20 protein-coding genes and 1 pseudogene are annotated in these 23,207 nt (G+C 67.5%); 8 read left to right on the plus strand and 13 right to left on the minus strand.

Going from position 1 to position 23,207, the window contains the following annotated elements:
* Window positions 1-38: 38 nt before the first annotated feature.
* The gene (locus OHA70_RS36055) at window positions 39-2,795 is read right to left on the minus strand and encodes a bifunctional acetate--CoA ligase family protein/GNAT family N-acetyltransferase (protein ID WP_328325664.1); all 2,757 of its coding nucleotides are present in this window, start codon (window positions 2,793-2,795) and stop codon (window positions 39-41) included.
* Window positions 2,796-2,878: 83 nt separating this feature from the next.
* A complete protein-coding gene (locus OHA70_RS36060; RefSeq protein ID WP_328325666.1) occupies window positions 2,879-5,689 on the minus strand; it encodes a cation-translocating P-type ATPase in 2,811 nt (936 codons plus the stop codon).
* Window positions 5,690-5,968: 279 nt separating this feature from the next.
* Here OHA70_RS36060 and OHA70_RS36065 point away from each other — a divergent pair, with 279 nt between their 5' ends.
* The 3 genes from OHA70_RS36065 (at window position 5,969) to OHA70_RS36075 (ending at window position 8,488) form a co-directional block, all read left to right on the plus strand.
* Window positions 5,969-6,796 carry a universal stress protein gene (locus tag OHA70_RS36065; RefSeq protein WP_328325668.1) on the plus strand — a complete coding sequence of 276 codons (828 nt, stop codon included), beginning with the start codon at window positions 5,969-5,971 and terminating at the stop codon, window positions 6,794-6,796.
* Window positions 6,797-6,872: 76 nt separating this feature from the next.
* Window positions 6,873-7,664 carry a 2-oxo acid dehydrogenase subunit E2 gene (locus tag OHA70_RS36070; protein WP_328325670.1) on the plus strand — a complete coding sequence of 264 codons (792 nt, stop codon included), beginning with the start codon at window positions 6,873-6,875 and terminating at the stop codon, window positions 7,662-7,664.
* Window positions 7,665-7,705: 41 nt separating this feature from the next.
* A complete protein-coding gene (locus OHA70_RS36075) occupies window positions 7,706-8,488 on the plus strand; it encodes a universal stress protein (protein WP_328325672.1) in 783 nt (260 codons plus the stop codon).
* Window positions 8,489-8,926: 438 nt separating this feature from the next.
* On the opposite strand, the gene sqr is transcribed toward OHA70_RS36075, so the two are convergent.
* A complete protein-coding gene (sqr, locus tag OHA70_RS36080; RefSeq protein ID WP_328325673.1) occupies window positions 8,927-10,171 on the minus strand; it encodes a type III sulfide quinone reductase, selenoprotein subtype in 1,245 nt (414 codons plus the stop codon).
* 108 nt (window positions 10,172-10,279) lie between these two features.
* Window positions 10,280-11,287 (minus strand): type I glyceraldehyde-3-phosphate dehydrogenase, encoded by a 1,008-nt coding sequence (gene gap / locus OHA70_RS36085; protein ID WP_328325675.1) that lies wholly within the window; start codon window positions 11,285-11,287, stop codon window positions 10,280-10,282.
* 181 nt (window positions 11,288-11,468) lie between these two features.
* Between gap and OHA70_RS36090 the strand changes: the two genes are divergently transcribed.
* Entirely contained in the window at window positions 11,469-12,011 is a 543-nt protein-coding gene (locus OHA70_RS36090; RefSeq protein WP_328325676.1) for a flavodoxin domain-containing protein, read from the plus strand.
* Between the two features lie 91 nt (window positions 12,012-12,102).
* Here OHA70_RS36090 and OHA70_RS36095 read toward each other — a convergent pair whose 3' ends face one another.
* The 6 genes from OHA70_RS36095 to OHA70_RS36120 all read right to left on the minus strand — a co-directional run bounded on the left by OHA70_RS36095 (window position 12,103) and on the right by OHA70_RS36120 (window position 16,344).
* On the minus strand, window positions 12,103-12,855 hold the full coding sequence (locus OHA70_RS36095; protein ID WP_328325677.1) for an anti-sigma factor: 753 nt from the start codon (window positions 12,853-12,855) through the stop codon (window positions 12,103-12,105).
* Between the two features lie 205 nt (window positions 12,856-13,060).
* On the minus strand, window positions 13,061-13,732 hold the full coding sequence (locus OHA70_RS36100; RefSeq protein WP_328325678.1) for a fasciclin domain-containing protein: 672 nt from the start codon (window positions 13,730-13,732) through the stop codon (window positions 13,061-13,063).
* Window positions 13,733-13,876: 144 nt separating this feature from the next.
* Window positions 13,877-14,629 carry an anti-sigma factor gene (locus tag OHA70_RS36105; protein ID WP_328325679.1) on the minus strand — a complete coding sequence of 251 codons (753 nt, stop codon included), beginning with the start codon at window positions 14,627-14,629 and terminating at the stop codon, window positions 13,877-13,879.
* Between the two features lie 5 nt (window positions 14,630-14,634).
* On the minus strand, window positions 14,635-15,231 hold the full coding sequence (locus tag OHA70_RS36110; protein ID WP_328325680.1) for a sigma-70 family RNA polymerase sigma factor: 597 nt from the start codon (window positions 15,229-15,231) through the stop codon (window positions 14,635-14,637).
* Window positions 15,232-15,337: 106 nt separating this feature from the next.
* Window positions 15,338-16,135 carry a twin-arginine translocase subunit TatC gene (gene tatC, locus OHA70_RS36115; RefSeq protein ID WP_328325681.1) on the minus strand — a complete coding sequence of 266 codons (798 nt, stop codon included), beginning with the start codon at window positions 16,133-16,135 and terminating at the stop codon, window positions 15,338-15,340.
* A gap of 5 nt (window positions 16,136-16,140) precedes the next feature.
* Window positions 16,141-16,344, minus strand: a complete 204-nt coding sequence (locus OHA70_RS36120; protein ID WP_328325683.1) for a twin-arginine translocase TatA/TatE family subunit — start codon at window positions 16,342-16,344, stop codon at window positions 16,141-16,143.
* A 162-nt stretch (window positions 16,345-16,506) separates the two neighbouring features.
* On the opposite strand from OHA70_RS36120, the gene OHA70_RS36125 reads away from it, so the two are divergent.
* From OHA70_RS36125 to OHA70_RS36135, 3 genes are read left to right on the plus strand one after another with little or no spacing between them, the layout of a single operon-like run.
* A complete protein-coding gene (locus tag OHA70_RS36125) occupies window positions 16,507-17,205 on the plus strand; it encodes a class E sortase (protein WP_328325685.1) in 699 nt (232 codons plus the stop codon).
* Window positions 17,206-17,225: 20 nt separating this feature from the next.
* Entirely contained in the window at window positions 17,226-17,888 is a 663-nt protein-coding gene (locus tag OHA70_RS36130) for a ferritin-like domain-containing protein (RefSeq protein ID WP_328325687.1), read from the plus strand.
* A 13-nt stretch (window positions 17,889-17,901) separates the two neighbouring features.
* Window positions 17,902-18,531, plus strand: coding sequence for a ferritin-like domain-containing protein (locus OHA70_RS36135; protein WP_328325689.1), 630 nt, complete (start codon window positions 17,902-17,904; stop codon window positions 18,529-18,531).
* Between the two features lie 76 nt (window positions 18,532-18,607).
* Here the strand turns inward: OHA70_RS36135 and OHA70_RS36140 are convergent, their stop codons facing one another.
* The 3 genes and pseudogenes from OHA70_RS36140 to OHA70_RS36150 form a co-directional block, all read right to left on the minus strand.
* The gene (locus tag OHA70_RS36140) at window positions 18,608-19,369 is read right to left on the minus strand and encodes an isocitrate lyase/PEP mutase family protein (RefSeq protein ID WP_328325691.1); all 762 of its coding nucleotides are present in this window, start codon (window positions 19,367-19,369) and stop codon (window positions 18,608-18,610) included.
* Window positions 19,370-19,457: 88 nt separating this feature from the next.
* A pseudogene (locus OHA70_RS36145) lies at window positions 19,458-20,404 on the minus strand (Nramp family divalent metal transporter).
* A gap of 130 nt (window positions 20,405-20,534) precedes the next feature.
* Window positions 20,535-21,875 (minus strand): TIGR01777 family oxidoreductase, encoded by a 1,341-nt coding sequence (locus tag OHA70_RS36150; protein ID WP_328325695.1) that lies wholly within the window; start codon window positions 21,873-21,875, stop codon window positions 20,535-20,537.
* 219 nt (window positions 21,876-22,094) lie between these two features.
* Here OHA70_RS36150 and OHA70_RS36155 point away from each other — a divergent pair, with 219 nt between their 5' ends.
* Window positions 22,095-23,054 (plus strand): ferritin-like domain-containing protein, encoded by a 960-nt coding sequence (locus OHA70_RS36155; RefSeq protein WP_328325697.1) that lies wholly within the window; start codon window positions 22,095-22,097, stop codon window positions 23,052-23,054.
* Window positions 23,055-23,207: the final 153 nt, after the last annotated feature.

A 23,207-nucleotide genomic window follows, 5' to 3' on the forward strand; every position in this document is an offset into this window, starting at 1 on the left:
CCAATCCCGATCGTTCACAGCGGCGGATCAGCGGCTGATCAGCGGAGGTGGCGGGAGTACCAGTCCGGCTCTGGGCCGGCTGGTGTCAGCCGGAGCTTGGTGTCGAGGGCGAGTGCACCGGTGGGAGTGGCTGTCAGCGGGTTGATGTCCAGTTCGGCGAGCTCCGGTACGGCCTCGGCTAGCCAGGCGATTCGGTGCAGGACCTCTAGTACCGCGGGCTCGTCCGCACCCGCTGCGCCGCGATAGCCAGCCAGCAAAGGTGCACAACGCAACGACCGCACCATGTCCGTGGCGTCCAGGTCGGTGAGTGGCAGGCCACGCCATCTGCGGTCGGCCAGCAGATCTGTCAGTACTCCCCCGCCGCCGATCATCAGTACCGGGCCGAAGAGCGGGTCGCGGACCAGGCCGGTGACCAGTTCGACTCCGGTCGGTGCCATCGCCTGGACCACCACGTGTGGATCACCGATGGACGCTGTCAGGTCGGAGTAGGCCTGCGCCAGCTCGCTCGTGTTCTGCAAGCCGAGCCGGACGCCACCCACATCGGTCTTGTGCACGATTCCGGTTGCGGCGGTCTTGAGGACCACCGGGTAGCCGACCCGGTCGGCCGCCGTCAGCGTCGCTTCGCTGGTCGCGGCGGTGAGGGCCGCGACCACGGGGATGCCGGCACAAACCATCAGTTGTTCGGCATGCGACGGATCTAGCCATCCACCAGTGGGATGGCTGGTGAGAAAGTGTCTTACGACGGCCCGGGCGCCGTCCTTGTCGACGCCCGCGACCTCCGGTACTACGCCTTGCGGCCGGGCGCGCCAGGCGGCGTACCTGACTGCATGGCCGAGCGCGCGAACCGCCGTCTCGGGGAATGCGTAGACGGGCAGCTTGCCACTGCCGTCGAGCGCAATCTGTGCTGCTGCGCCAGGGGCGCCGAGGCAGTTGACGACGACCGGCACAGTCGCGCCGGCTGCAGCCCGGGCGATCGCGGCGTACGTCTCCTCGACATCGCCGGCCCGCGTCGCCGCATAGGTGACGAGGACTGAGTCCGCCTCACCGCTGGCCAGGATGATCCTGATCGCATGCTCCAGCGTCGTCGGGGTCGCGGCGGCGCCCAGATCCACGGGGTTGCCGGTCCCGACAGCGCCGGTCACCTCGACCAGCTCGCTCATCGTTGCCGGGCTGAACTCCGGTACGTCGAGACCCGCCGCAGCCGCCGCGTCGGCAGCCAGTACTCCGGCCCCGCCCGCATTACCGACGATTGCCAGCCGCCGGCCCATCGGCAGTGGGCGACCCGAGAGCACTCGCGCTGTGTCGACGAGCTCCTCCAGGGTCTCCATCCGTAGTACGCCGGACTGCTCGAACAGCGCATCGACCGCGGTGTCCGGTGTCGCCGCCGCGGCCGTGTGGGAGGCACCGGCCCGGCGACCGCCGGTCGAGCGGCCGCTCTTCACCACCAGGACAGGCTTCTTCCGCCCGACCAGCCGGGCCAGGCGACCGAACTTACGCGGGTTGCCGAACGACTCCAGGTACAGGCCGATCACGTCGGTGCGCGGATCGTTCCACCAGTGCAGCAGCAGATCGTTGCCGCTGACATCTACTTTGTTGCCCAGTGACACGAACTCGGAGACGCCCGGTCCGATCCGGCCGGCATGATCGAGTACGGCGATGCCGACAGCGCCGGACTGGGCGGCGAGCGCCAGGCCGCCGGGCTCGGGCCGGACGTTCGCGAACGTTGCGTCCAGCCGGATCTCCGGATCGGTGTTGACGATGCCGAGGCAGTTCGGGCCGATCAATCGGAGGCTGTGCCGGCGGGCCAGGGCGAGCAGTTCCTGCTGCACCTGCTGGCCATCGGCTCCCAGCTCCGAGAAACCAGAGGTCAGGATGACGGCGCCACCGACCCCGGCCCGGCCGCATTCCTCGACCACAGCGGGAACCTGCTCTGCCGGTACCGCGATCACGGCGAGATCGACCGGCCCCGGAACCTCGCTGATCAACGGGAAGGTGGCGATGTCGCCGATCTGGTCCGTGTGCGGGTTCACCGCGTACAGCTCGCCCGTGAACCCGGTGTCGAGCAGGTTCATCAGCACTTCGTGCCCGATCCCGCCGGGCTTGCGGCCTGCTCCGATCACGGCAACAGAGCGGGGTGACAGGACGGGGCGCAGCGACCGGGACTCGGCCGCGCTCTCCCGCTCGGCCATCCGGTCCAGCGTGCGCGCGTCGTACGCGGTGTCGAGAGTCAACTCCACCACGCCGGTGTCCAGTTTGTGGGTCTCGTGGAAACCGGAGGCCAGGAAGAGCCGGAGCATCGCCGCGTTCTCGGCGAGCGTGTCGGCGTGCAGATGCCGGATCCCACGTTCGCGGGCGACCGCGGCCAGCTGCTCCAGTAGGAGGGTACCGATCCCCCGGCCATGCAGGGCGTCGTCGATCAGGAATGCCATCTCGGCCTCGTCGGCCCGCATCGGCTCGTAACTGGCGACCCCGCCCACCTCACCGTCCACCTCGGCGACCAGCGCGACGTGTCCGTACGCCGGGTCCGCGCCGACCAGATGCTGGGTGTGCTCGTCGGCCATCAACCGGCTCAGCCCGAAGAACCGCAGGTAGATCGACCGGTCCGACACCCGGTGGTTGATGGCTGTCAGCGCAGCCTCGTCGTCGCGACGGATCGGTCGCAGATGAACGACCGATCCGTCAGCAGCCAGAGCGTCCCAGCCGGCGGCCGCCGGCTGGGACCCGATCCCCGTGAGGACGGGGACCGCCGCCCGGCCAGGGGCGCCCCCGGCCGGGCCTGTCTGAGGCAATGTCATCTTCGGCCGTCCTCCTCGTCGTAGGTTTCGCTGACACCTCCAGTGCACCTCGCCAAGGCCAGCCGGAGCAGGGCCGGAGGGACTCAATCCCTGTGGACCTTGGACCCTGTCTCCCGGTCCTGCCTCGTTCCTACGGTCAGACCCGAGCTCTGCTGCTGGGGCACTCCCCCACGCTGGTCGTCGTCACCTCGAGAGAGTCTGTTGCGGAGACGCAGGCGCCAGAGTTCGTCGGCGGACCAGACGATGACGGGGAAGGTGGCCAGTACTGCGAGCTGCGGCGCCGGCGGCAGGGTCGTACCGAAGATGTTCTGCAGGGCTGGGATCGTGACGACCGCGGCGGCGAAGGCGAGCTCGAAGGCGATGCCCCACAGGAGCAGGCGGTTGCTGAAGGCACCGATCGAGCGGAGGGACGCGTACTGGGTGCGTGCCGCGAAGGCGGTGCCGAGCTGGCAGGCGACGATGCCGAGGAAGGTCATCGTGGTGGCCTGGACCCAGAGGTGATGCAGGGACGTGCCGGCGCCGGTCGGGTCACCCGGGTGCCACCCGCCGGCCAGCAAGGTCCAGAAGAAGACGCCGAGGACCAGTACCGCCGACACTCCACCGAGCAGGCCCCACGCCCGGCCGAGCATCTGGGCGTCGATCACATTGGCGCCTCGTTTCCGAGGGCGGCGGTCCATCAAGCCGGGCTCGGCCGGTTCACGTCCCAGGGCCAGTGCGGGCAAGGTCTCGGTGCCGAGGTCGATGGCGAGGATCTGCAGGACGGTCAGCGGCAGTGGTACCCGGCCGCCGGACAAGGCGAAGACCAGGAACGGGATCATCTCGGGCATCGCGTGCGCGAAGATGTAGACGATGAACTTGCGGACGTTGTCGTAGACCCGCCGCCCGGCCTCGACCGCGGTCACGATGCTGGCGAAGTTGTCGTCGGTCAGCACCATCGTCGCGGCCTCCCGGGCCACATCGGTACCGGCCAGGCCCATCGCAACTCCGATGTCGGCCCGGCGCAGGGCCGGTGCGTCGTTGACGCCGTCACCCGTCATCGCGACCACGTGTCCCTGCGCTCGCAGGGCATCCGCGATCCGCAGCTTCGCCTCGGGAGAACTCCGCGCGAAGATCACCTCCTGCCCCTCGGCGAGCAGCGAGTCCAACTGGGCCTCGCTCATCGACTCCAGTTCCGTCCCGGTGATCACCTGGGCGCCGGCCCGCCCGATCCCCACCCGCCTGGCGATCTCCGCGGCGGTCAGCCCGTTGTCACCGGTGACAACCAGCAGCCGGATCCCGGCCGAGTGGCAGCGCGTCACCGCGTCGGCGACCTCGGGCCGGGGCGGGTCGAACATCGCCAGCAGTCCCAGGAAGACCAGGTCCCGCTCGGCCTCCTCACGGCGCTCCGCCGGCGTCGGCCCTAGCTCGCGGTGCGCCACACCGATCACTCGCAGCCCCTGCGCGGCGTACCCGGAGAAGATGTCGGTCAACCGCATCCGATCCTCGGCAGTCAGTCCACGGACGGAGCCGTCCGGCTCGACGATTCTGGTCGACTGCGCGAGTACCTCCTCCGGAGCGCCCTTGGTGTTGACCTCCAGCCCACCGTCGCCGGTCCGGTCGATCGTCGACATCCGCCGCAGGTTCGGGTCGAAGTGGAACTGCCGGACTCGGTTGGCGATCCGGCGATCGGTCGCCACGTCCGCCCCGATCCCGGCCGCCGCCATCAGGAGCGCGATCTCGGTCGGGTCGCCCGTCGACTCGGCGGGATGTGCCGGATCGACGGTCGCGTTGCTGCACGCCGCGAGGGCGGTGGCGAGTGACCGGGCGATCGGTCCATCGGGCTCGGCGGAGATGAGACCGGCCGGCGTCCAGATGTCCGTGACCTGCATCCGGTTCTGCGTCAGGGTGCCGGTCTTGTCGGTGCAGATCACCGTCGTCGAGCCCAGCGTCTCGACCGCCGACAGCCGTTTCACCACCGCACCGCCCCGCGCCAGCACCCGTACGCCGACCGCCAGGGCCAGCGTGATGGTCGGCAGCAGGCCCTCCGGTACGTTGGCGACGAGCAGCCCGATCCCGAAGTTCACCGCGTCGGGCAGCGGCAGACCGGCCACGAAGACCCCGATCAGCAAGAACAGCAGCCCGGCCCCGACGGCGACGCCGGCGATCAGCCAGGCGACTCGTTTGATCTGCCGTTCCAGCGGGCTCTCGTCCTGCTCGACCCGCTGGGACAAGGCGGCGATCCGCCCGAGCTCGGTCCGCATCCCGGTCGCGAACACAACGGCCTTCGCATCTCCCCCGGTGCAGTTGGTACCGCTGAAGACCAGGTCCGGTGCATCCAGCAGCGAGCCCGCGACATCGACAGCATCAGCAGACCGGTACGCCGGCAACGACTCGCCGTTGAGCGTCGACAGGTCCACCTCGACTCCCCCGTCGAGCAGCCGGGCGTCGGCCGACACCCGGTCGCCCTCCGCGATCAGCAGGACGTCGCCAGGCACCAGGGTCCGTGCCTCGACCGACTTCCGCACGCCGTCACGTAGTACCGACGCCTTGGCGGGGAGGTAGGCGGCGAGCGCTTCGACGGCTCGCTCGGCTTGCTGCTCCTGGACGAAGGCCAGCGCCGCGTTCAGCATGATCACCGCGACGATGGCGACGGCCAGGACCGTAGTACCGGAGACCGCTGCGAGCGCGGCGGCCAGCCACAACAGCAGCGCCAGCGGATGCGTGAACTGCTTCAGCAACTGCCCAGGCCAGGTCCGGCCGCCCTTGCGGGTCAGCTCGTTCGGGCCGTGCACCTCCAGCCTGCGTGCGGCTTCGCGATCCGACAGACCGTCAGCGCGGGATCTCAGATCCCGAAGTAGCCGGTCAGCGGGCTCCCGTGGGTCGCTGGTCAGCGGCGGCATCTCTTCGACGGTCATTGTTCGAGCATCTGCGTCACGGCCCGGCTGGCGTAGGGCCGAACGGCCCAGATCCAGCTACCCATAGGCCCAGCCGCAGACTTGCGGCCCCTGCCGGATGGACCTTCGGCCCTGCCCCGGCACGCCTCGATCGACCAGGCTCAAGACATCCGACGCAGCCGGCCCGTGCAGGAAGGAACTCCGTCATGACCGCTCAGAACCAGCCTGTCGTCGTCGGCTACGCGCCCTGCCCGATCGCAGTTGTCCGCTGACATCACTGGAACAGAGGAGGAGATCGCAATGACCAGAGAACGCGTCGTGGTGGCAGGCGTCGACGGATCCACCGCTGCCGAGACGGCGATCAGGTGGGCCGCCGACGAGGCTGCGTCACGCCGTGCGTCCCTGCGGCTGGTGCATGCCTTCGTCTGGCCCGAGTTCAAGGCTCCGGTCGGACCGAGCGACCTCGCCCCGGGGCTGGCGGCCGGCGCCGACAAGGTGGTCGAGGAGGCGGTCCAGCTCGCCCGCAAGCTCGAGCCGGAAGTGGAGATCGAGGGCACCCGGCACGACGGCTTCCCCGCACCCATCCTGCTCAAGGAGTCCAAGTACGCCGAGCTTCTCGTAATCGGCAGCCGGGGACTCAGCGTGACGCTGGGAGCCCTGGTCGGGTCGACCGGTCTCGACCTCGCAGCCAACGCACACTGCCCAGTGGTGATCGTCCGTCCGGACCAGTCCGTCGACGCCGGTGATCACGTAATGGTCGGGTACGACGGCTCGCCGGCGTCGTCGCTCGCCCTCGACTTCGGCCTGGACTACGCCCGCCGGCACGGCCTGCACGTCCGGGTGGTCGCCACCAGACCGCTCTACCGCGAAGACGGCCAGGTCGATCACCATGATCTGGAGGCCGAGGTCCGTGGCCGCCCGGACGGCACGGAACTGGAGCTCGTCGAGGTCACTGGCCATCCTGCCGAGCAGCTTCTGCGGCTGTCCGCGGACGCCCGTCTGATCGTCCTCGGCTCCCGCGGCCGCGGTGGCTTCGCCGGCATGTTGATCGGCTCGGTCAGCCAGACCGTCCTGCACCACGCTCTGTGCCCGGTAGCGGTCATCCCGGCCGGCACTCTCGGCGGCTGATCCACATGGCCACCCTCTCCCGCCGCGCGGGCACCCCGTGAAACGCCATCCGGCCCGGGTCGTCAAGGTGCCCTGGGTGCGCCGGCTGGTTGTCGATGCGGGCCGGGCGTCCCGGCGTCGGCATTCGATCCACGGGCTCTTCGAGGTCGACGTCACCCTGGCCAGGGAGGCGCTGCGAACGCATCGGCGGGAGACCGGTGAGGACCTGTCTTTCACCGCCTTCGTGATCGGCTGCATCGCCCACGCCGTCGCCGCGGAGCCGTCCGTGCAGGCCTACCGAGACCTCCGCGGCCGCGAAGTGATCTTCACCGAGGTCGACGTCGGCATGCCGGTCGAGGTCGACCTGGACGGCGTCCCGTTCGCCTTCACCCACGTACTACGCGATGCCGGCCGCCGCAGTGTGCGCGAACTCCACGACGAGATCCGTGCCGTGCAGGCCGATCCATCCCTCAGCCCGACGGTCCGCAAGTCGAACTGGGCTCGTGCCTACCTCCTCATCCCCGCCGTACTACGCACCGGACTGCTCGGCGGCCTGCACCGCCTTCCCAACCGTCAACGGGCGATCGCCGGAACTGTCGGCGTCACCGCTGTCGGGATGTTCGCCGGTGGCGGCGGCTGGGGAATCGCCTTCCAGCTCCACTCGCTCAGCATCGTCATCGGCGGCATCACGCTCCGGCCGGCGCTCGTCGACGGGCAACTGGTGGAGCGTGAATGCCTGCAACTGACCGTCAGCGTCGACCACGACGTCGTCGACGGCGCCCCCGCCGCCCGCTTCGTCCGACGTCTGCGGACAGCGCTCAGCACGGCCGACGGGCTGGAGCTGCCACAAGGCCGAAGCGATCAGGACTTTCGCCCCTTCGTCAGCTGAATCGGGCGGCGCACGGTGGAGGTGAGACTGAGGAGGTCCCGATGACAAGGTCAGGAGTGGTAGCGGGCATCGACGGCTCAGCGGCCACCGAGGAAGCGGTCAGGTGGGCCGCGGCGGACGCGGCAGCGCGGCGTACCGGGCTGTTGCTGGTGCACGCGTTCACCTGGCCGGGGTTCCCTCGCCCTCTCCTGGCTGGTGAGCTGCCGCCCGGATTCCGGGCCGGCGCCGACCAGGTCGTCGAGGCGTCGGTCGACCTCGCGCGCAAGCTCGAGCCGACCACCGAGGTCGAAGGCTGCCACGTGGACGGATCCCCCGACCTCGTACTCCGGGAAGCCTCGCGAGACGCCGACGTCCTGGTGATCGGCAGCCGCGGACTCGACCCCGCAGTCAGCGCCGCCGTGGGCTCGACCAGGACGCAACTGACCGCCAACGCCTACCGCCCCGTTGTCGTCGTCCGAGCCGGTGCCAGCTCCGGCGACCACGTGCTGATCGGGTACGACAGCTCGCCGGGCTCATCGCTCGCGCTCGCCTTCGGACTCGAACACGCCCAACGACACCACCTCAGCGTGAAGGTCGTCGCGGCACAGCGGCACGAGGCCGACGTCCGCCACCGCGTCGGCACCCAGACCGTCGAGCTGGTCCAGATCCACGGCCGGCCCGCCCACGAGATTCTTCAGCTGGCCTCCGCGGCCCGGCTGATCGTGATCGGCGCGCGCGGTCTCGGCGGGTTCACCGGGATGCAGCTGGGCTCCGTCTGCCAGACCGTCCTTCACCACGCGACCTGCCCGGTCGCGGTCGTCCCCACCGGCATGATCGGAGGTTGATCCAGGTGACCACGACTTCGCACCGAACGCGTCAGACCGACCCGTCGCTGGCCTGGGACGCCATCTCCCGCGGCTTCCTGCTGCTGTTCTTCCTCGGCGGTTTCATCCACTTCGGTCTCGCGCTCTTCGATCCTGAGGGCTATCGGCCGTTCGCCGACGGCGCGCTCTTCGACTGGGTCAACCACGGCTGGCAGAACATCTTCATGGCCGACCCGAGGGCCTGGGCGCTGATGCTGTCCATCGGCGAGTTCCTGCTCACCGCCCTACTGCTGATCGAGCCTCGGCTGGGCTACCTCGGCGTCATCGCCTTCCACTTGGCCCTGATGCTGTTCGGCTGGGGCTTCTGGCTGTGGTGCCTGCCGGCGCTGGCGTTCGCAGTACCGGCCGCCGTGCACGCACTCCGCGACCGGGTAAGCCTTGGTTTCCTCGGCCGCCTGGTCAGATCTCCTTGCCTGGTTGGTGTTTGCCGCGCATCGACATCCGGGTCGGGACCGGCAGCCGGCGACCTGGCAGCAGCAGGTGCCAGTAGATCCAGCGGAACGCGAGCTTTCCCCAGTGGGTGCGCGAGCTCTCCTTCAGCAGGCTGAGCGGTCCGAACACCTGCAGCGGGTACGTCCCGGGCAGCGGCTCGGTGTCGTAGTTGAAGTCGATCAGCAGCCCCTTGCCATCGCCGGACTCGACGAAGCAGTTCGCGTGCCCGTCGAAGCTTCCGGTCATCGGCCGGCCCTCGACGTACTCGCAGAAGTTCCCGGCGAAGACGTCGGCCGAGAAGTGCGCCACCGATCCCGCCTTGGAGATCGGCAGGTCGTTCGCGTCACCGAGCACGAAGATGTCGGGGTGGGCGGTGGACTGGAAGGTGTGCTTGTCGACCGGGAGGTAGTTGAGCTCGTCGCCCAGACCGGAGCGGGCGACGAAGTCGGCGCCCCTGTTCAGCGGGACCGTGACGAGCAGGTCGAAGTCGATCTCCCGCTCGTCGTACGACACCAGAACCTTGCGCCCGGCATCGATCCGCTCGACCAGGAAGTCGGGCTCGACGGCGATCTTCCGCTCGTCCAGCATGCTGCTCAGCCGGGCCGAGGCGACCGGTTTGGTGAAGGCGCCCGGCGACGGGGTGACGTAGACGATCTCGACCTGGTCACGCATCCCGCGGGACCGGAAGTAGGCCTCGGCCAGGAACGCGAACTCCAGCGGCGCGACCGGGCACTTGATCGGCTGGTCGACGATGTGGACGACGAACCGGCCACCGGTGAACTCCGGCAATGCGGCCGCTAGCGCCGCCGAACCTTCCGGGGTGTAGAAGTCGAAGATGCTCTCGCGCCACTGCGGTCCGAGCATGCCCGGCGTTTCCTCGGGCCGCGGACTGGTGCCGGTGGCAACGATCAGGTAGTCGTAGGCGAGCACCCGCTCGTCGGCCAGCCGCACCGTCTTCGCGGTGGCGTCGACGCGGTCGATCTCGCCGGTCAGAAAGACGATGCCCCTGTGCAGGAACTGCCGGCGGGACTTGGTCAGCTCCGCGCGCCGGTACCGGCCGAAGGGGACAAACAGCAGGCCGGGCTGGTAGACGTGGACATTGTCGCGATCGACCACCGTGATCTGCCACTCGCTCAGCGACAACTTGCGGCGCAACTTGTTGGCGGTCATCGTTCCCGCCGTTCCTGCTCCCAGGATCAGCAGACGCTTCATCGACAGGTCCTCTCTCTCACCTCGACGCTATGACCGGCCGCGGGGCCGGGTCAGGGCCGTTGGGCCCGACCCGGCCGGGCAGAAGGCCCGTCGGCCGGTCCGCCGCGATCAGAGAGTCCGGGCGACCAGTTCGGTCAGGTCCAGCAGCCGGCTGGTGTAGCCCCATTCGTTGTCGTACCAGCCGAACACCTTGACGATGCTTCCGTTGGCCTGGGTCAGCGGCGCATCGAAGATGCAGGAAGCCGGTTCGCCGACGATGTCGTGCGACACGATCGGGTCCTCGTTGTACCGCAGCAAACCCTTCAGATAGCCCGACGCCGCGTCGGCGAAAACCTGGTTGACCTGCTCGACCGACACCTCGTCGGCGAGCTGGACCACCAGGTCGGTGAGCGAGCCGTCCTCGAGCGGAACCCGGACCGAGATACCGTCGATCTTGCCCGCCAACTCCGGGATCACCAGACCGACAGCCTTGGCAGCGCCGGTGCTGGTCGGGATCATGTTGACCGCGCCGGAGCGGCCGCGCCGCAGGTCCTTGTGCGGCGAATCCAGGATCACCTGATCATTGGTGTAGCTGTGGATCGTGGTCATCAGACCGTGCCGGACACCGAACGCCCGGTGCAGGACCGAGACCATCGGCGCGACACAGTTCGTCGTACAGGAAGCATTCGAAATGATGTCGTGGGTCGCGGGATCGTAGATCTCCTCGTTCACACCCAGCACGATCGTGGCGTCGACGCCCTTGCCGGGCGAGGACAGCAGTACCTTGCGAGCACCACCGGCCAGGTGCACTGCCGCCGCCTCACGGGTACGGAACCTGCCGGTCGACTCGATCACGATGTCGACGCCGGCCGACCGCCAGTCCAGGGCCGCCGGATCACGCTCGGCCGTCACCTTGATCGCCTTGCCGCCGACCGTGATCGAGTCTTCGGTATGCCCGACGCGTTCGCGCAACGGTCCGAACGTCGAGTCGTACTGCAGCAGATTCGCCAGTGTCGCGGTATCGGTGATGTCGTTGATCGCCACCACCTCGATCGCCTCGGTGCCACGCTCCAGCGCGCCGCGCAGGAAGTCCCGCCCGATCCGGCCGAACCCATTGATTCCTACTCTGACGGTCATCTCGTTGTCTCCTCGGTTCGCAGTCGTTGCGTCTATTCCAGGACAACCGTCCGCCGTCCGGTCAGGGCCGAAAGTCATCACCTCTCGGGACCGCCCCACCGACCTACTGCCAAAGGGACCTTCGGCCCTGCCTGCATCCCGGTCCGAGGCGTGTGATGAAGCCACCGGAAGGAGAACGCCGATGTCCGCAAAGGTTCTGGTGGCCTACGCCACCAAGATGGGCGCGACCGCTGAGATCGCCGAGGCGATCGGGGCCGAACTCCGTGCGCACGGTCATCAGGTCGACGTCTGCGAGGTGCGGCAGGTTCAGTCGATCGACAGTTACGACGCCGTGGTGCTGGGGAGTGCGGTCTACCTGCGGCGCTGGCGGCGCGAGGCTGTCGGCTTCCTTCGCAAGTACGCCGAGGCGTTGCGCCAGCGGCAGGTCTGGTTGTTCCACAGCGGTCCGGTCGGACCCAAGCGCGACGACCTTCAGCCGATGCCGCCCAACGTGAACCGGCTGGCCCACCGGATCGGCGCGACCCCTGCCATGACCTTCGCCGGCCGGCTCGTACCGGAGCATTCCAAAGGGCTCATCGCCCGCCGAATGGCCCGCACCGAACTGAGCGGCGACGCCAGGGACTGGAAACTCATCGCAGCCTGGGCAGAAGACCTCTCCGCGGCGATCTCCTCGCTCGAGGCCAACTCGCGCCACCGCCCGGGAGCTCAGGAGGCACCGCAATGAGCTGACCGATGCGGAGATCGACACCGCCTCCTGTCGCCGACCTCACCGGGCTCGGCGTCGACGCGTGGGCGGCTGGATTTCGCGGACTGCGTCAGGCGGTTGCTGCATTCAGCGGAACGACTGGGTCGAGGCCGCCCGGCGGGAGGGTGGGGGTCGCGGAGCCACCGTCAGGCTCGATCGTGACGGCAAAGGCGACCTGGCCGGACAAGCCGCCCGTGACGACAGTTGGGCGGAGCGGGTCGTCGCCGATCAGCCCGACCGAGCGCGCGTTCTGCTCGGCGTCGACGAGCCACATCTGATACGTCTTGTGTCCTGATAGGGGCAACAGATCGCGAACGAGGACGACCGCGGCGTCCTGCCGGCTGGACAGCACGACGGTGGCCTGCCCGCCGCCGGTGACGGTGCCGTGAATGGTCCGGGCGTCCGGCTGGGTCAGGATCGTGGTGGCCCGGGCGCTGACAGCCGCCGTTGCTGTGTTCTCGCGGTACTGATCCAGTGCAGCGACTCCGACGCCCGCGATCGCCAGAAAGGCTGCTGCCAGGACAAGTGAACGCCGAGCGAACCTCGGAGGGCCCGCTTTCCGCGATGCGGTGGGCGCGAAACGGCCCAGGGGTGAAAGTTGCCGACTCTCCAGTATCGAGCTCATCACCTTCGACTTGAGGCTGGTCGGAGGCGGTGTGGCGACGTAGACGCTGAGTTTGGTGACGGACTCGCGGAGGTCGCTCACGTCGGTACTGCAGTCGGCGCAGGTGGCGAGGTGGTGTTCGAAGTCGGCTCGCTCGTCGTCTGATACCGCGTCCAGGACGTAGGGACCGGTCAAGGCATGGACGTCTGGTGTTGTCACGTGGTGTCGCTTTCCCTGGCTCAGACTGGTGAATGGATCAGGCCGTCTCGCGTCCTCGTCTGTGGTTCGGGGCGGGGCGTAGAGCGGACGGTGGTGCCTCCCTGGAGTTGGGAGGCACCACCGCTACTGCTGGGTCGGTGTCACCGTGATCTGGTGTCCTGGCCTGGTGACATCGCGACCCGGTGATGCCGGATCGACGGGATCGTCAGGCCGCCGGCGGCATCAGAACGGTGTCGATCAGGTACACGGTCGCGTTGGCGGTCTTCACGCCGCCGCAGATGACCTTGGCGTTGTTGACCATCAGGTTGTTGCCCGAACCGGTGACGGTCAGCGAGCCCTTCTCGACCGTGGCGTGCTTGCCGACGACCGCGGCCGGGTCGAGCTGACCCGCGACGACGTGGTAGGTCAGGATCTTAGTCAGCAGCGCGGAGTTGGTCTTCAGCGTGGTGATCGTCGCGGCCGGGATCTTCGCGAACGCGGAGTCAACCGGCGCGAACACGGTGAACTCGCCGCCGTTGAGCGTGGAGACCAGGTCGACCTTCGGGTTCAGCTTGCCCGACACCGACGCCACGAGCGTCTTGAGCAGCGGGTTGCCCGAGGCAGCCGTCGCGACCGGCGCGGCGGCCATACCGTCGACCGAACCGGCACCGGTCGGGTTCGCCTTCGCGTAGTCGGCGCAGCCGGGGCCGACCAGACCAGCGGCGTTGTCGACCGACGGCGTTGCGGACGGGGTGTCGACCGAGGTCGAGGTCGAGGTCGAGGTGCTGGTCGACGGGCTGCTGCTCGACTTGTTGTCATCGCTGCCGCAGGCAACAGTTGCGAAAAGCAACGAAACTGCAGAGGCCGCGAGGGCTACACGCTTGATGGTGTGGGACATGACGATCCTTCTCCTTGAGTGGGGTAACCGAGTCAGCCACTCGCAGCTGACATCATTGATTCGGCACCACCCCAAGGCTGGATGGGTCGGTCACAAAACTTTCTTCACACTGCTTCCACCGGACAAGACGATCGGTTGGCCTGCTCAGGTGGCTATGGGGATGATGACCGCGGCGGGCATCGTCGGCTGCCGCGAGCCACCTTTGGGTTCGACGGTGATGCCGAAGGCGACCTTGCCGGTCACGCCGCCGGCCAGGATTTTGGTCTGGCTGGAGGAGGACGCCTCGGCGAGTCCGATCGAGTGAGCAGCCTTCGACTTGTCGATGAGCCAGAGTTGGTACGTCTTCTCCGACGGCAAGGCGGGCAGACTACTGAGCACCACCACGGCTGCGTCCCCACGGCTGGAGGCGACCATGGTTGCCTCACCGCCACCGGCCAAAGAGCCGTGCAGCGTCTGCGCGTCGGGTTGGGCCAGGACCGCCGCGATCTGCTCGGTGGCGCGCTGGGTCGACGAATTCTTCCGGTACTGATCGACAGCGATCCCGCCTGCACCTGCAACGATCACCAGGGCCGCCGCGAGCGCCAGCAGAGAACGTCGGCCAACGGTCCGACGAGCCACGACCGGCTGAGGAACAGCGCGATTCACGGGCTCCGCAGCCTCGGGCACCGCTGGCAACTGCTCGACCTGCGCGATCGAGGCCATCAGCGCATCCTTCATACCCCGTGGAGGCGCCATGGCGACGTCAGTGCTCAGCTTGGCCGCGGTCTCACGGAACTCCGCCACCTCCGCGGCACAAACCGTGCAGTGCGGCAGATGCTGCTCGAACAGGATCCGCTCGTCCTCGTCCAGCGCATCGAGCGCGTACGGGCCGGCCAGCGTGTGGATGTCTTCGTTCATGGTGATCACTCCCCCGCGATGCCGAGGCAGTCGCGCAGCCGTACCAGACCGTCGCGCATCCTCGCCTTGACCGTCGGCACCTTCGCCTCCAGCAACGTGGCGACCTCGGTGTAGGTATATCCCTGGTAGTAGGCCAGCGTGATCGACTCCCGCTGCAAATCGGTCAACGACCCCAGACAACGCCGAACCTGCTCGGCCTCGAGGTTGTTCACGACCGCGTCCGTCACCTGGTCGAAGTCGATCTCGGCAGACCGCATCCCAACCACATGATCACGATCGCTGGCGGACTGCTCGGACCGAACCCGGTCGATCGCCCGCCGATGCGCCATGGTCAGCGCCCAAGCGCTCACCGAGCCACGGGAAGCGTCGTAGCGCGCCGCGGTACGCCAGATCTCGACCATGACCTCCTGCGTCACTTCCTCCGACTGTGCCGGGTTCCGCAGCACCCGGCGTACGAGTCCGAAGATCCGCGGCGACAACAGGTCGAACAACGCGCTGTACGCCTGAGTGTCCCCGCCGGCGACACGAGCCATCAGGGCGCCGTCCAGCGACGGCGGAAGCTCGCCGTCCCCCGGCCAGGGCAGACCGATGGGTTGGTTCACGATTCAGCCTTCCTGCTCGTCGATCGACGGTAGGCGGTGGCTGATTCCTATCACGTGGAACAAGTTCAGGTTGCTTCGTGGTCGTACCGCGTATCGTCCAACACGGTCAGACCTCCAAGGCTGCGCGGCTGCGGCGTTTGTCGTTGATCCGGCAGATCACCTCGGCGATGAAGAACAGCAGACACATCGGGATCGCCAGCAGGCACATCGTGAACGGGTCACCCGACGGCGTCGCGACGGCGGCGAAGACGAAGATCACCAGGATGATGTAGGGGCGAAACCTGCTCAGCGCCGAGGCGGGCACCAGGCCGAGCATGTTCAGCAGGACGACGACCAGCGGGATCAGGAACGCGATCCCGAAGACCAGCATCGTCCGGATCACGAAGTCCAGATAATGCGGGATCTCGATCAGGTTCTGGACCGCGTCCGGGGTGAAGCTGATCAGGATCGCGATGCCCTTCGGCAGCGTCCAGTAGGCCACCGCCATACCGCCGGCGAACAACGGTGTGGCGATCGAGGCGAACAGCATCGCCCACTTCTTCTCGCTGCGGTGCAGCCCGGGCGCGATGAACGCCCACAACTGATAGAGCCAGATCGGTCCGGCCAGAACGACACCGATCAGCGCCGAAACCTTGATCCGGAGAGTCAGTGCGTCCCCAACGCCCGGCAGCGTCAGAATCGGAGTCGTGTCACCCCTCTTGGGGCCCAGCTGCCGAACGCTCTCCTGGAACGGCGCGGTCAACAGCTTGAACGCCTCGTCGTAGACGAACCAGGCTGCAACGGTACAGACCACGATCGCGAGCACGCCGATGAGCAGCCGGTTGCGCAGCTCCGTGATGTGCCCGCGCAGGCTCATCCGACCGTCACCGGTCTCCTCCACGGAGTCGAGCTGGTCGAGAGCCACCGCTCTTAGTTCCGGTGTTCTGGAATATCAGCGGGGAGTTCGGCGTCCGGCGTCTTCTTGTGCGACGTGACCTCTTCTTCCCAGATCTTCTTCGACTTGCCGAGCTGCTTCACCAGCGCCGGCAGCTTGGCCGACCCGAACAGCAGCACCACGATCGCGAGAATGACGAGCCACTCCGCGCCCTGAGGCATTCCGAGAAGTGTCAGCATGACGTCTCCGTTTCCTTGGCTCATAACAGGAGGTTCGTCGCCGGGCCTCGCACCGGATCGGTGGCCGCCGCCCGAAGTTTTATTGCCGCGTCACCTATCCGTGGATCGCCCGCCTCCGAAGTCCTGCCGATGATCCACCTCGTGAGGGAGATGGTCGGCGGTATGAGAGCTTGGAAACCGGTCTATCGATGGCTGGCGGCAAGTACTGGCTTCGTGGCGCTGATCGCTGTCGGAGTCGTTGTCTTCGGCCCCGACAGCAAGCAAGTCGCCGCTGGTGATTCCCCGGGTGTCGCGAGTACTCCATCGGCCAAGGCCACGGCTGCTGAGCCCGATGCGTTGGTGAATCGGATGCTGGACCAGATTCGCGAGGGCAAGCCGGTCGAGTCGCAGTTCGCTCCGGGTGAAGGCAATCCGGCCGCCGGTGTGCCGATCGAGGCGATCAAAGCCAAGCCCGGCGAGCAATTGCGCCTTGGGCGGTTGGCGATTCCGAAGCTGGCTGTGGATCAGCCACTGAACAACGGGGTCGACGAGGCCGCGCTTGTCCATGGTGTCGGGCACTGGCCCGGTACGCCGTTGCCGGGCGGGCCTGGCAACAGCGTGATCAGCGGCCATCGCAGTACGAACGAGAAGCCCTTCCTGTACCTCGACCGGCTCCGGCCCGGTGACCCGATCACCGTGACGGTCGGGGCGAAAAGTACGACGTACAAGGTCTTCAAGACCACGATCGTGCCGCAGGCCGAGTACGTGAAGTTCGTGCTGCGGCAGCCGGCCGATCGAGGCGACCGGGTGATCACCCTGTTCGCCTGCAATCCCATCACCGCTCATTTCCAGCGCATCGTCGTCCAGGCGCGCGCTGCCTGAGTGTCAACTCAAGGAGAGTCATGGGTATCAAAGCTATCTTCGGGGGCCGTCCGGTCCTCGAGTTCGCCGACGAGCACAGCCGCCGCAGCTTCCTGCGCAACGCCGCACTGATCGGCGTCGGAGTCACCTACGTCGCAACTCGGGCGGGTGACCCGGTCGCGTTCGGTACCGCGGATCGCGGGTTCGCCGCGAACGATGCGAACGCGAGCGATCTGGACATCCTCAACTACGCGCTGACACTGGAGTACCTGGAGTCCGCGTTCTACACCGCAGGGCTGAAGGCGAAGGTGCTGAAGGGCCGCGAGCTGGAGCTGGTCGATCCGATCCAGCAGCACGAGGCCGACCACGTCGCCGTGGTCCGCTCCACGATCGTGCAGCTCGGTGGCAAGCCGGTCGCGCAGCCGAAGGTGAAGTTCCCGGCCGGTACTTTCGCCAACCGCGCGTCGTTCCTGAAGACCGCGGGTGTCTTCGAGGAACTCGGCGTGAAGGCGTACCACGGGCAGGTACCGCTGGTGAAGAACCCCGAACTGCTCGGGGCCGCGGCATCCATCGCGGGCGTCGAGTCACGGCACGCCGCGATCATCGCCCAGCTCACCGGTGGCAACCCGTTCCCGGCGCCGATCGAGGCCCACCTGGCGATGGGGCCGGTCCTGCAGGCCGCCATGCCGTTCATCGCGAAGTAGAGGAGCAGCACTGATGACTGACACGACTCGTGACCTGATCCATGGCAACGCCTCCGCAGTACCGTCGTCGGTTGCGCTGGGTGCCCTGAACAACGGCTTCCACCTGGCCAGTGCGAAGGACTTCGGCAGCGACATCGACGTACTCAACTACGCCCTCACGCTGGAGTACCTCGAGGCCGAGTTCTACCGCCAGGGCAACAAGGCGAATCTCGTCTCCGGCAAAGAGAAGCAGTACCTAATGCAGATCGGCGCCGACGAGGCCTCCCACGTGGCGACCCTGACCGCGACGATCCAGAAACTCGGCGGTTCACCGGTCGGTGCGCCCGCCGTCGACTTCGGCGGCGCCTTCGAGACCCGCAAGTCCTACCTGACCACCGCCCACATCTTCGAGAACAAGGGCGTCGGCGCCTACCTCGGCGCAGCCGGTTTCGTGAAGGACAAGATGATCCTCCAAGCCGCGGCCGGCATCTTCGGCGTCGAAGCCCGCCACGCCGCCGTCGTCGGCAACCTGCTCGGCCTCAAAGCCGAAGGCGGCGTCTACCAAGGCCCCTTCGAAAAGGGCATCGCCAAAGCCGACGTCCTCAAGGCCGTAGCCCCGTTCCTCGTCGACCCCAACAAGGTCGTCGCCGCAATCACCTACTGACCCACCCAAGTGTGGGCCGGCCTTCCAAGGGGGAAGGCCGGCCCACTCTCTTGTCCTCGAGGTTTACCACCCACAGTCAGCGCCAGGGCTTGACCAGCTCAGCGATCTTCTTGGTCAGCGCAACCTGCAGCAGCGGGCCGAAGGTGATCCGCTGGACCCCGGCCTCCTTCAGGTCCTCGAACGACCCCGACGGCGCCCCATCGACCGGGTGAGCTGTCACATTGAGCGGACCGGACAGCTCCGCCAACAGAACATCGAGGCTCTTGGCATCCGGGATCTTCACGGGATAAACGCAGCGCGCGCCCGCGGCCTCGCACGCCTGTGATCGGCGTACCGCTTCGGCCAGCGGGTCGTCGAACCTGGCTACCTTGCCCAAGAACGCGTCGGTGCGTGCGTTGATGACCAACTCGACACCGGCCTGGTCGGCCGCTGCCCGTAGAGCGCCGATGTAGTCGGCGTGCTCCTGTACGTCCCGCAACCGGCCCTCACTGTGGACCGTGTCCTCGACATTGATGCCGACGGCACCGGCCTCCAGCACCCGCTCGACCAGCTCGGCCGCCGGGGTGTCGTACCCCGACTCCACATCAGCGGTCACCGGTACGTCGACCGCGGCCGTGATGCGGCTGACCCCGTCGAGCGCGTCCGCCAGCGTCATACCCTCGTTGTCCTCCTGACCGCGGGAGTTGGCGAGTGGGTGACTGCCGATGCTCAGCGCCGGGAAACCGGCCTCGACGACTGCACGAGCCGACCAGGCATCCCAGACGGTCGGCAGTACCAGCGTTTCGCCGGTGTGATGGAGCCGGAGCAGCTCGCTGGCCTTTGCGGCGAGGTCGGTCATTTTCCACTCCCCAAGATGTCGACTGTTGATGTCCGTGGCTGAATCCAGGTCAACGGTACCGATCGACGCCACCATCGGCCGCGGTCCGTCATCCCCGTACGGTGAGGACGATCAGTACTACGTTCAGGGTGGTGATCGCCGCCGCGACCAAGCAGGCCAGCACGGTGGTCTGCCAGCGGTTGACGAACTCACCCATCACCCGGCGCGATGCGGTGAGGCGGACCAAGGGCCAGAGGGCACAAGGAATACCGAAGCTGAGGACGACCTGGGAGACGACCAGCGCGCGGCTCGGGTCGATGCCTAGGGCAAGGATCACCAGGGCGGGGAGCAAGGTGATCAGGCGCCGGGCGCCGAGTGGGACGTGGCGCTTCCAGAAGCCCTCGAGAATGACAGAGCCGGCATAGGTCCCGACCGAGGACGAGGCGAAACCAGAGGCGAGCAGGGCGAGGGCGAACAACAGGGCCGGCATCCGGCCGAGGTTTTCGCCGAACGCCTGGTGCGCGGCATCGAGGGTGTCCGCGCCGGATCCTCTGAGCGCAGCGGCGGCGACCACGACCATGGCGAGGTTGACCGCACCTGCGAGCGCCATCGCGATGCCGACATCCAGCCTCGTTGCCTTGAGCACCTGCATCTTGCCGACCACCGACCGGAGCGTCTTGCCATGCCGGTCAGTGACGAGTGCGCCATGCAACCAGATCGCATGCGGCATCACCGTCGCGCCGAGCATCCCGGCGGCCAGGACGAGCGAGTCCGTACCGTCCAACCGCGGCACCAGGCCGCCGATGACCGCCGAGCCGGACGGATGCGACTGGATCGTCGACACCACGAACCCGATCAGGACCACGGCGAGCAGCCCGACGATCGCCGTCTCGAACGGCCGCTGGCCACGCTTGGACTGGTACATCAGCAGCGCGAACGAGACCAGCCCGGTGACAGCACCACCCAACAGCAGCGGGATCCCGAACAGCAGATTCAGCGCGTCCGTCCGGTCGCGATACTCGCCTTGGCCGCCAGGTACTGCACCAGCACCGCCATCAGATTGGCCCCGACCGCCGCAACGAAAGCCGGACCGAGCAGCAACAAGCCCGACCGGTTCAGCTGACGTTTCAGTGGAGCAGTCGGCTCCGAAGGTACGACCGTGGTGTCGCAGGGCGGCTGACGCAGGTCAGGATTGGCCCGTTCGGCCCAGCAAATGGCGGAGGGCCGATTCAAGGTCGGGATGTCTGAAGGTGTGGCCGAGGTCCGTCAACCTGCGAGGTAGAACTCGTTGGGAGGCCAGAGCGAGCTCTTCCGTTCCTTCCTTCCCAAGGATCAGGCGTGGACCGAGTGCGGGCACTCGCAGCAGCGCTGGACGATGAAGAACCCGAGCCAGCGTTGCCGAGTACTCGTTGTTCCGTACCGGCTCAGGTGCGACGGCATTCACGGGACCAGCCAGCTCCGCGTCGTACAGACACCGGTGGTAGATGTCGGCCAGATCGTCGATGCCGATCCAGGCTTGCCATTGATCGCCGTTACCCAGCGGACCACCGAGGCCTGCGGCGAAGAGCGGGTACTGCAGTTGCAGTATTCCGCCCGCCGGTGTCTGAACCAGACCGGTTCTGATGTTGACGACTCGAAGACCACCCGCGGCCGCTGGTTCGGTCGCGCGCTCCCAGTCCCCCACCAATGAGGCGAGCAGCCCGTCACCGCGGGCGCTGCTCTCCACCAACGACTCATCGCCGCGATCTGGGCCGTAGTAGCCGATCGCAGATGCGCAGACGAAAACGCCCGGACCGTCCGGCGTCTCCGCGGCAAGCCGAGCCAACTGCGTCGTCGGGCCGATTCGCGAATCGCGGATCGCTCGGAGATGTGCGGAAGTGAACCGGCCGGCGATCGACGCTCCCGCCAGGTGAATGACCGCGTCGACTCCCCGCAGCAGTCCTTTGTCCGGCTTCTCCACGTCCCAGTGCCGTTCATCCGGGCCGGCGGCGTTTCCGCGGACGAGGCGGATCACTCGATGTCCATTGGTCGACAACAGCGCCGCAAGCGGCGTACCGATCGTTCCGTGGCTGCCGGTCATCGCGACGGTCATCGGGCGCATCCCGCCGGCGACCGCTCGGTCGTGTGCGGCGAGATCGTCGGCCAACTGACGGTACCGGTAGGCAAGCATCGACTTCAGGAGAACGCCAGGAACATTGCTGTCGATCCGGTCGATCACCCTCGTTTCGTCCGGCGTCACAACCTCGAAGTCGTGCGTATGGCGCCAGCGGACAAGCCACCGCAGCGGCGTGGAGTCCAGTTCATCGACGAACTGCGAAGGTGGCAGCGCGCCGCTGTGGCGCGCCACCCACTCCAGGCCGAGGGGAAAGCCCAGCACCGCGGTGCCGTTCGCAAGATCAGTCGCCTCACGCTTGATGTGTACCGGCATCCAGGGTGGCGTGAGCCGCACGATCGCGCCCGGCCGCTGATACCAGGAGAACACCTCTGAGCGGGATGCCCGCACGACAGTACTGCTGGTCAGGCCCATGAGTCCGTCTCCTCCGATCGGTGCCCCCAGCATGCCATGAACAACTTATGCATAACTTCTGCCGAGACCCGGGCCGGCCGACACGCGGTCTTGACCGATCCGGTGGTGTCGCCGCACCGAAGCAGGTCCGGATGGCTGGTCGCCGCCAACCGCTCTTGAGACGACTCGCTGTGCCCGTTCCGGCCACCCGGCCGGGCGGAACTCGAATCTGGAGTAGAGATGTTCGACAAGCTGTTCATCCGCAACGCGATCGATCGGAGCGCCGAGAACGGCGTCGATCGGCGGAAATTCCTCCGCGCCGCCGGCGTCACCGGTGTCGGCGCCGGACTGGTCGGCGGCGGCCTGCTCGCGGGCGGTGTCTTCAGCCCCGCGACCGCGGACACCGAAGGCCACACCACGGAGCTGGCCAAGCCGAGCGACGGCGCGGTGCTGAACTTCGCGCTCAACCTGGAGTACCTGGAGGCCGAGTTCTACCTGCGCGCGGTCCGTGGCTTCGGGCTGTCCGCTACCGATGTCTACGGCAAGGGCAGGCTCGGCGGCGTTCGGGGCGGTCGCAAGGTCAAGTTCCAGTCGAAGGTCGTCAAGGCCTACGCCGAGGAGATCGCCGCTGACGAACTCGCCCACGTGAAGTTCCTGCGCAAGGCCCTCGGTACCGCGGCAGTGGCGCGTCCGTCGATCGACATCGACGCCGCGTTCACCTCCGCGGCAACGGCGGCCGGACTGATCAAGCCCGGACAGAAATTCGATGCCTACGCCAACGAGAACAACTTCCTGCTCGCGGCCTACGTCTTCGAAGACGTCGGCGTCACCGCGTACAAGGGCGCAGCACCGCTGATCACCAACAAGACCTACCTCGAGGCCGCCGCCGGCATCCTCGCGGTCGAGGCCTATCACGCGGCCAACATCCGTACCACGCTGGTCGCGCGCGGCCTGCAGGTCCCGTCGGTCGCGATCTCCAACGCCCGCGACAGCCTCGACGGCAAGGCGGACCTCGACCAGGGCACCACCTACCACGGCAAGACCAACATCATCCCGACCGACGCCAACGGCATCGCCTTCAGCCGCGGCGCCGACCAGGTCCTCAACATCGTCTACCTGACGCCCAAGAAGGCCACCAAGGGCGGGTTCTTCCCGGCCGGCGTGAACGGCCAAATCAACACCAGCCGCGCCAACGCCTGACCTGAGACTCCGAGGGCCGGCCGCACGGGCGGCCGGCCCTCGCCTCGACTCTGCCCCGCATCATCTGACCGAACCTGAACTCGGCTCCTTGGGTTGTTCGCGACGATGTAAGCCAGCGGAAAGCGCAAGCCAGGCAACTCAGCAGCGGTTCGG

The sequence above is a fragment of the Kribbella sp. NBC_00382 genome, assembly GCF_036067295.1.
Taxonomy (GTDB): domain Bacteria; phylum Actinomycetota; class Actinomycetes; order Propionibacteriales; family Kribbellaceae; genus Kribbella.

Bases quoted from the DNA above. Each gene is read 5' to 3' on its own strand.
- OHA70_RS36125 (WP_328325685.1), top strand. From the start codon at position 16,507: ATGAGAGCTTGGAAACCGGTCTATCGATGGCTGGCGGCAAGTACTGGC.
- OHA70_RS36075 (WP_328325672.1), top strand. From the start codon at position 7,706: ATGACAAGGTCAGGAGTGGTAGCGGGCATCGACGGCTCAGCGGCCACC.
- OHA70_RS36155 (WP_328325697.1), top strand. From the start codon at position 22,095: ATGTTCGACAAGCTGTTCATCCGCAACGCGATCGATCGGAGCGCCGAG.
- OHA70_RS36060 (WP_328325666.1), bottom strand. From the start codon at position 5,689: ATGACCGTCGAAGAGATGCCGCCGCTGACCAGCGACCCACGGGAGCCC.
- OHA70_RS36100 (WP_328325678.1), bottom strand. From the start codon at position 13,732: ATGTCCCACACCATCAAGCGTGTAGCCCTCGCGGCCTCTGCAGTTTCG.
- OHA70_RS36135 (WP_328325689.1), top strand. From the start codon at position 17,902: ATGACTGACACGACTCGTGACCTGATCCATGGCAACGCCTCCGCAGTA.
- OHA70_RS36150 (WP_328325695.1), bottom strand. From the start codon at position 21,875: ATGGGCCTGACCAGCAGTACTGTCGTGCGGGCATCCCGCTCAGAGGTG.
- sqr (WP_328325673.1), bottom strand. From the start codon at position 10,171: ATGAAGCGTCTGCTGATCCTGGGAGCAGGAACGGCGGGAACGATGACC.
- OHA70_RS36105 (WP_328325679.1), bottom strand. From the start codon at position 14,629: ATGAACGAAGACATCCACACGCTGGCCGGCCCGTACGCGCTCGATGCG.
- OHA70_RS36055 (WP_328325664.1), bottom strand. From the start codon at position 2,795: ATGACATTGCCTCAGACAGGCCCGGCCGGGGGCGCCCCTGGCCGGGCG.
- gap (WP_328325675.1), bottom strand. From the start codon at position 11,287: ATGACCGTCAGAGTAGGAATCAATGGGTTCGGCCGGATCGGGCGGGAC.
- OHA70_RS36065 (WP_328325668.1), top strand. From the start codon at position 5,969: ATGACCAGAGAACGCGTCGTGGTGGCAGGCGTCGACGGATCCACCGCT.
- OHA70_RS36140 (WP_328325691.1), bottom strand. From the start codon at position 19,369: ATGACCGACCTCGCCGCAAAGGCCAGCGAGCTGCTCCGGCTCCATCAC.
- OHA70_RS36090 (WP_328325676.1), top strand. From the start codon at position 11,469: ATGTCCGCAAAGGTTCTGGTGGCCTACGCCACCAAGATGGGCGCGACC.
- OHA70_RS36130 (WP_328325687.1), top strand. From the start codon at position 17,226: ATGGGTATCAAAGCTATCTTCGGGGGCCGTCCGGTCCTCGAGTTCGCC.
- OHA70_RS36120 (WP_328325683.1), bottom strand. From the start codon at position 16,344: ATGCTGACACTTCTCGGAATGCCTCAGGGCGCGGAGTGGCTCGTCATT.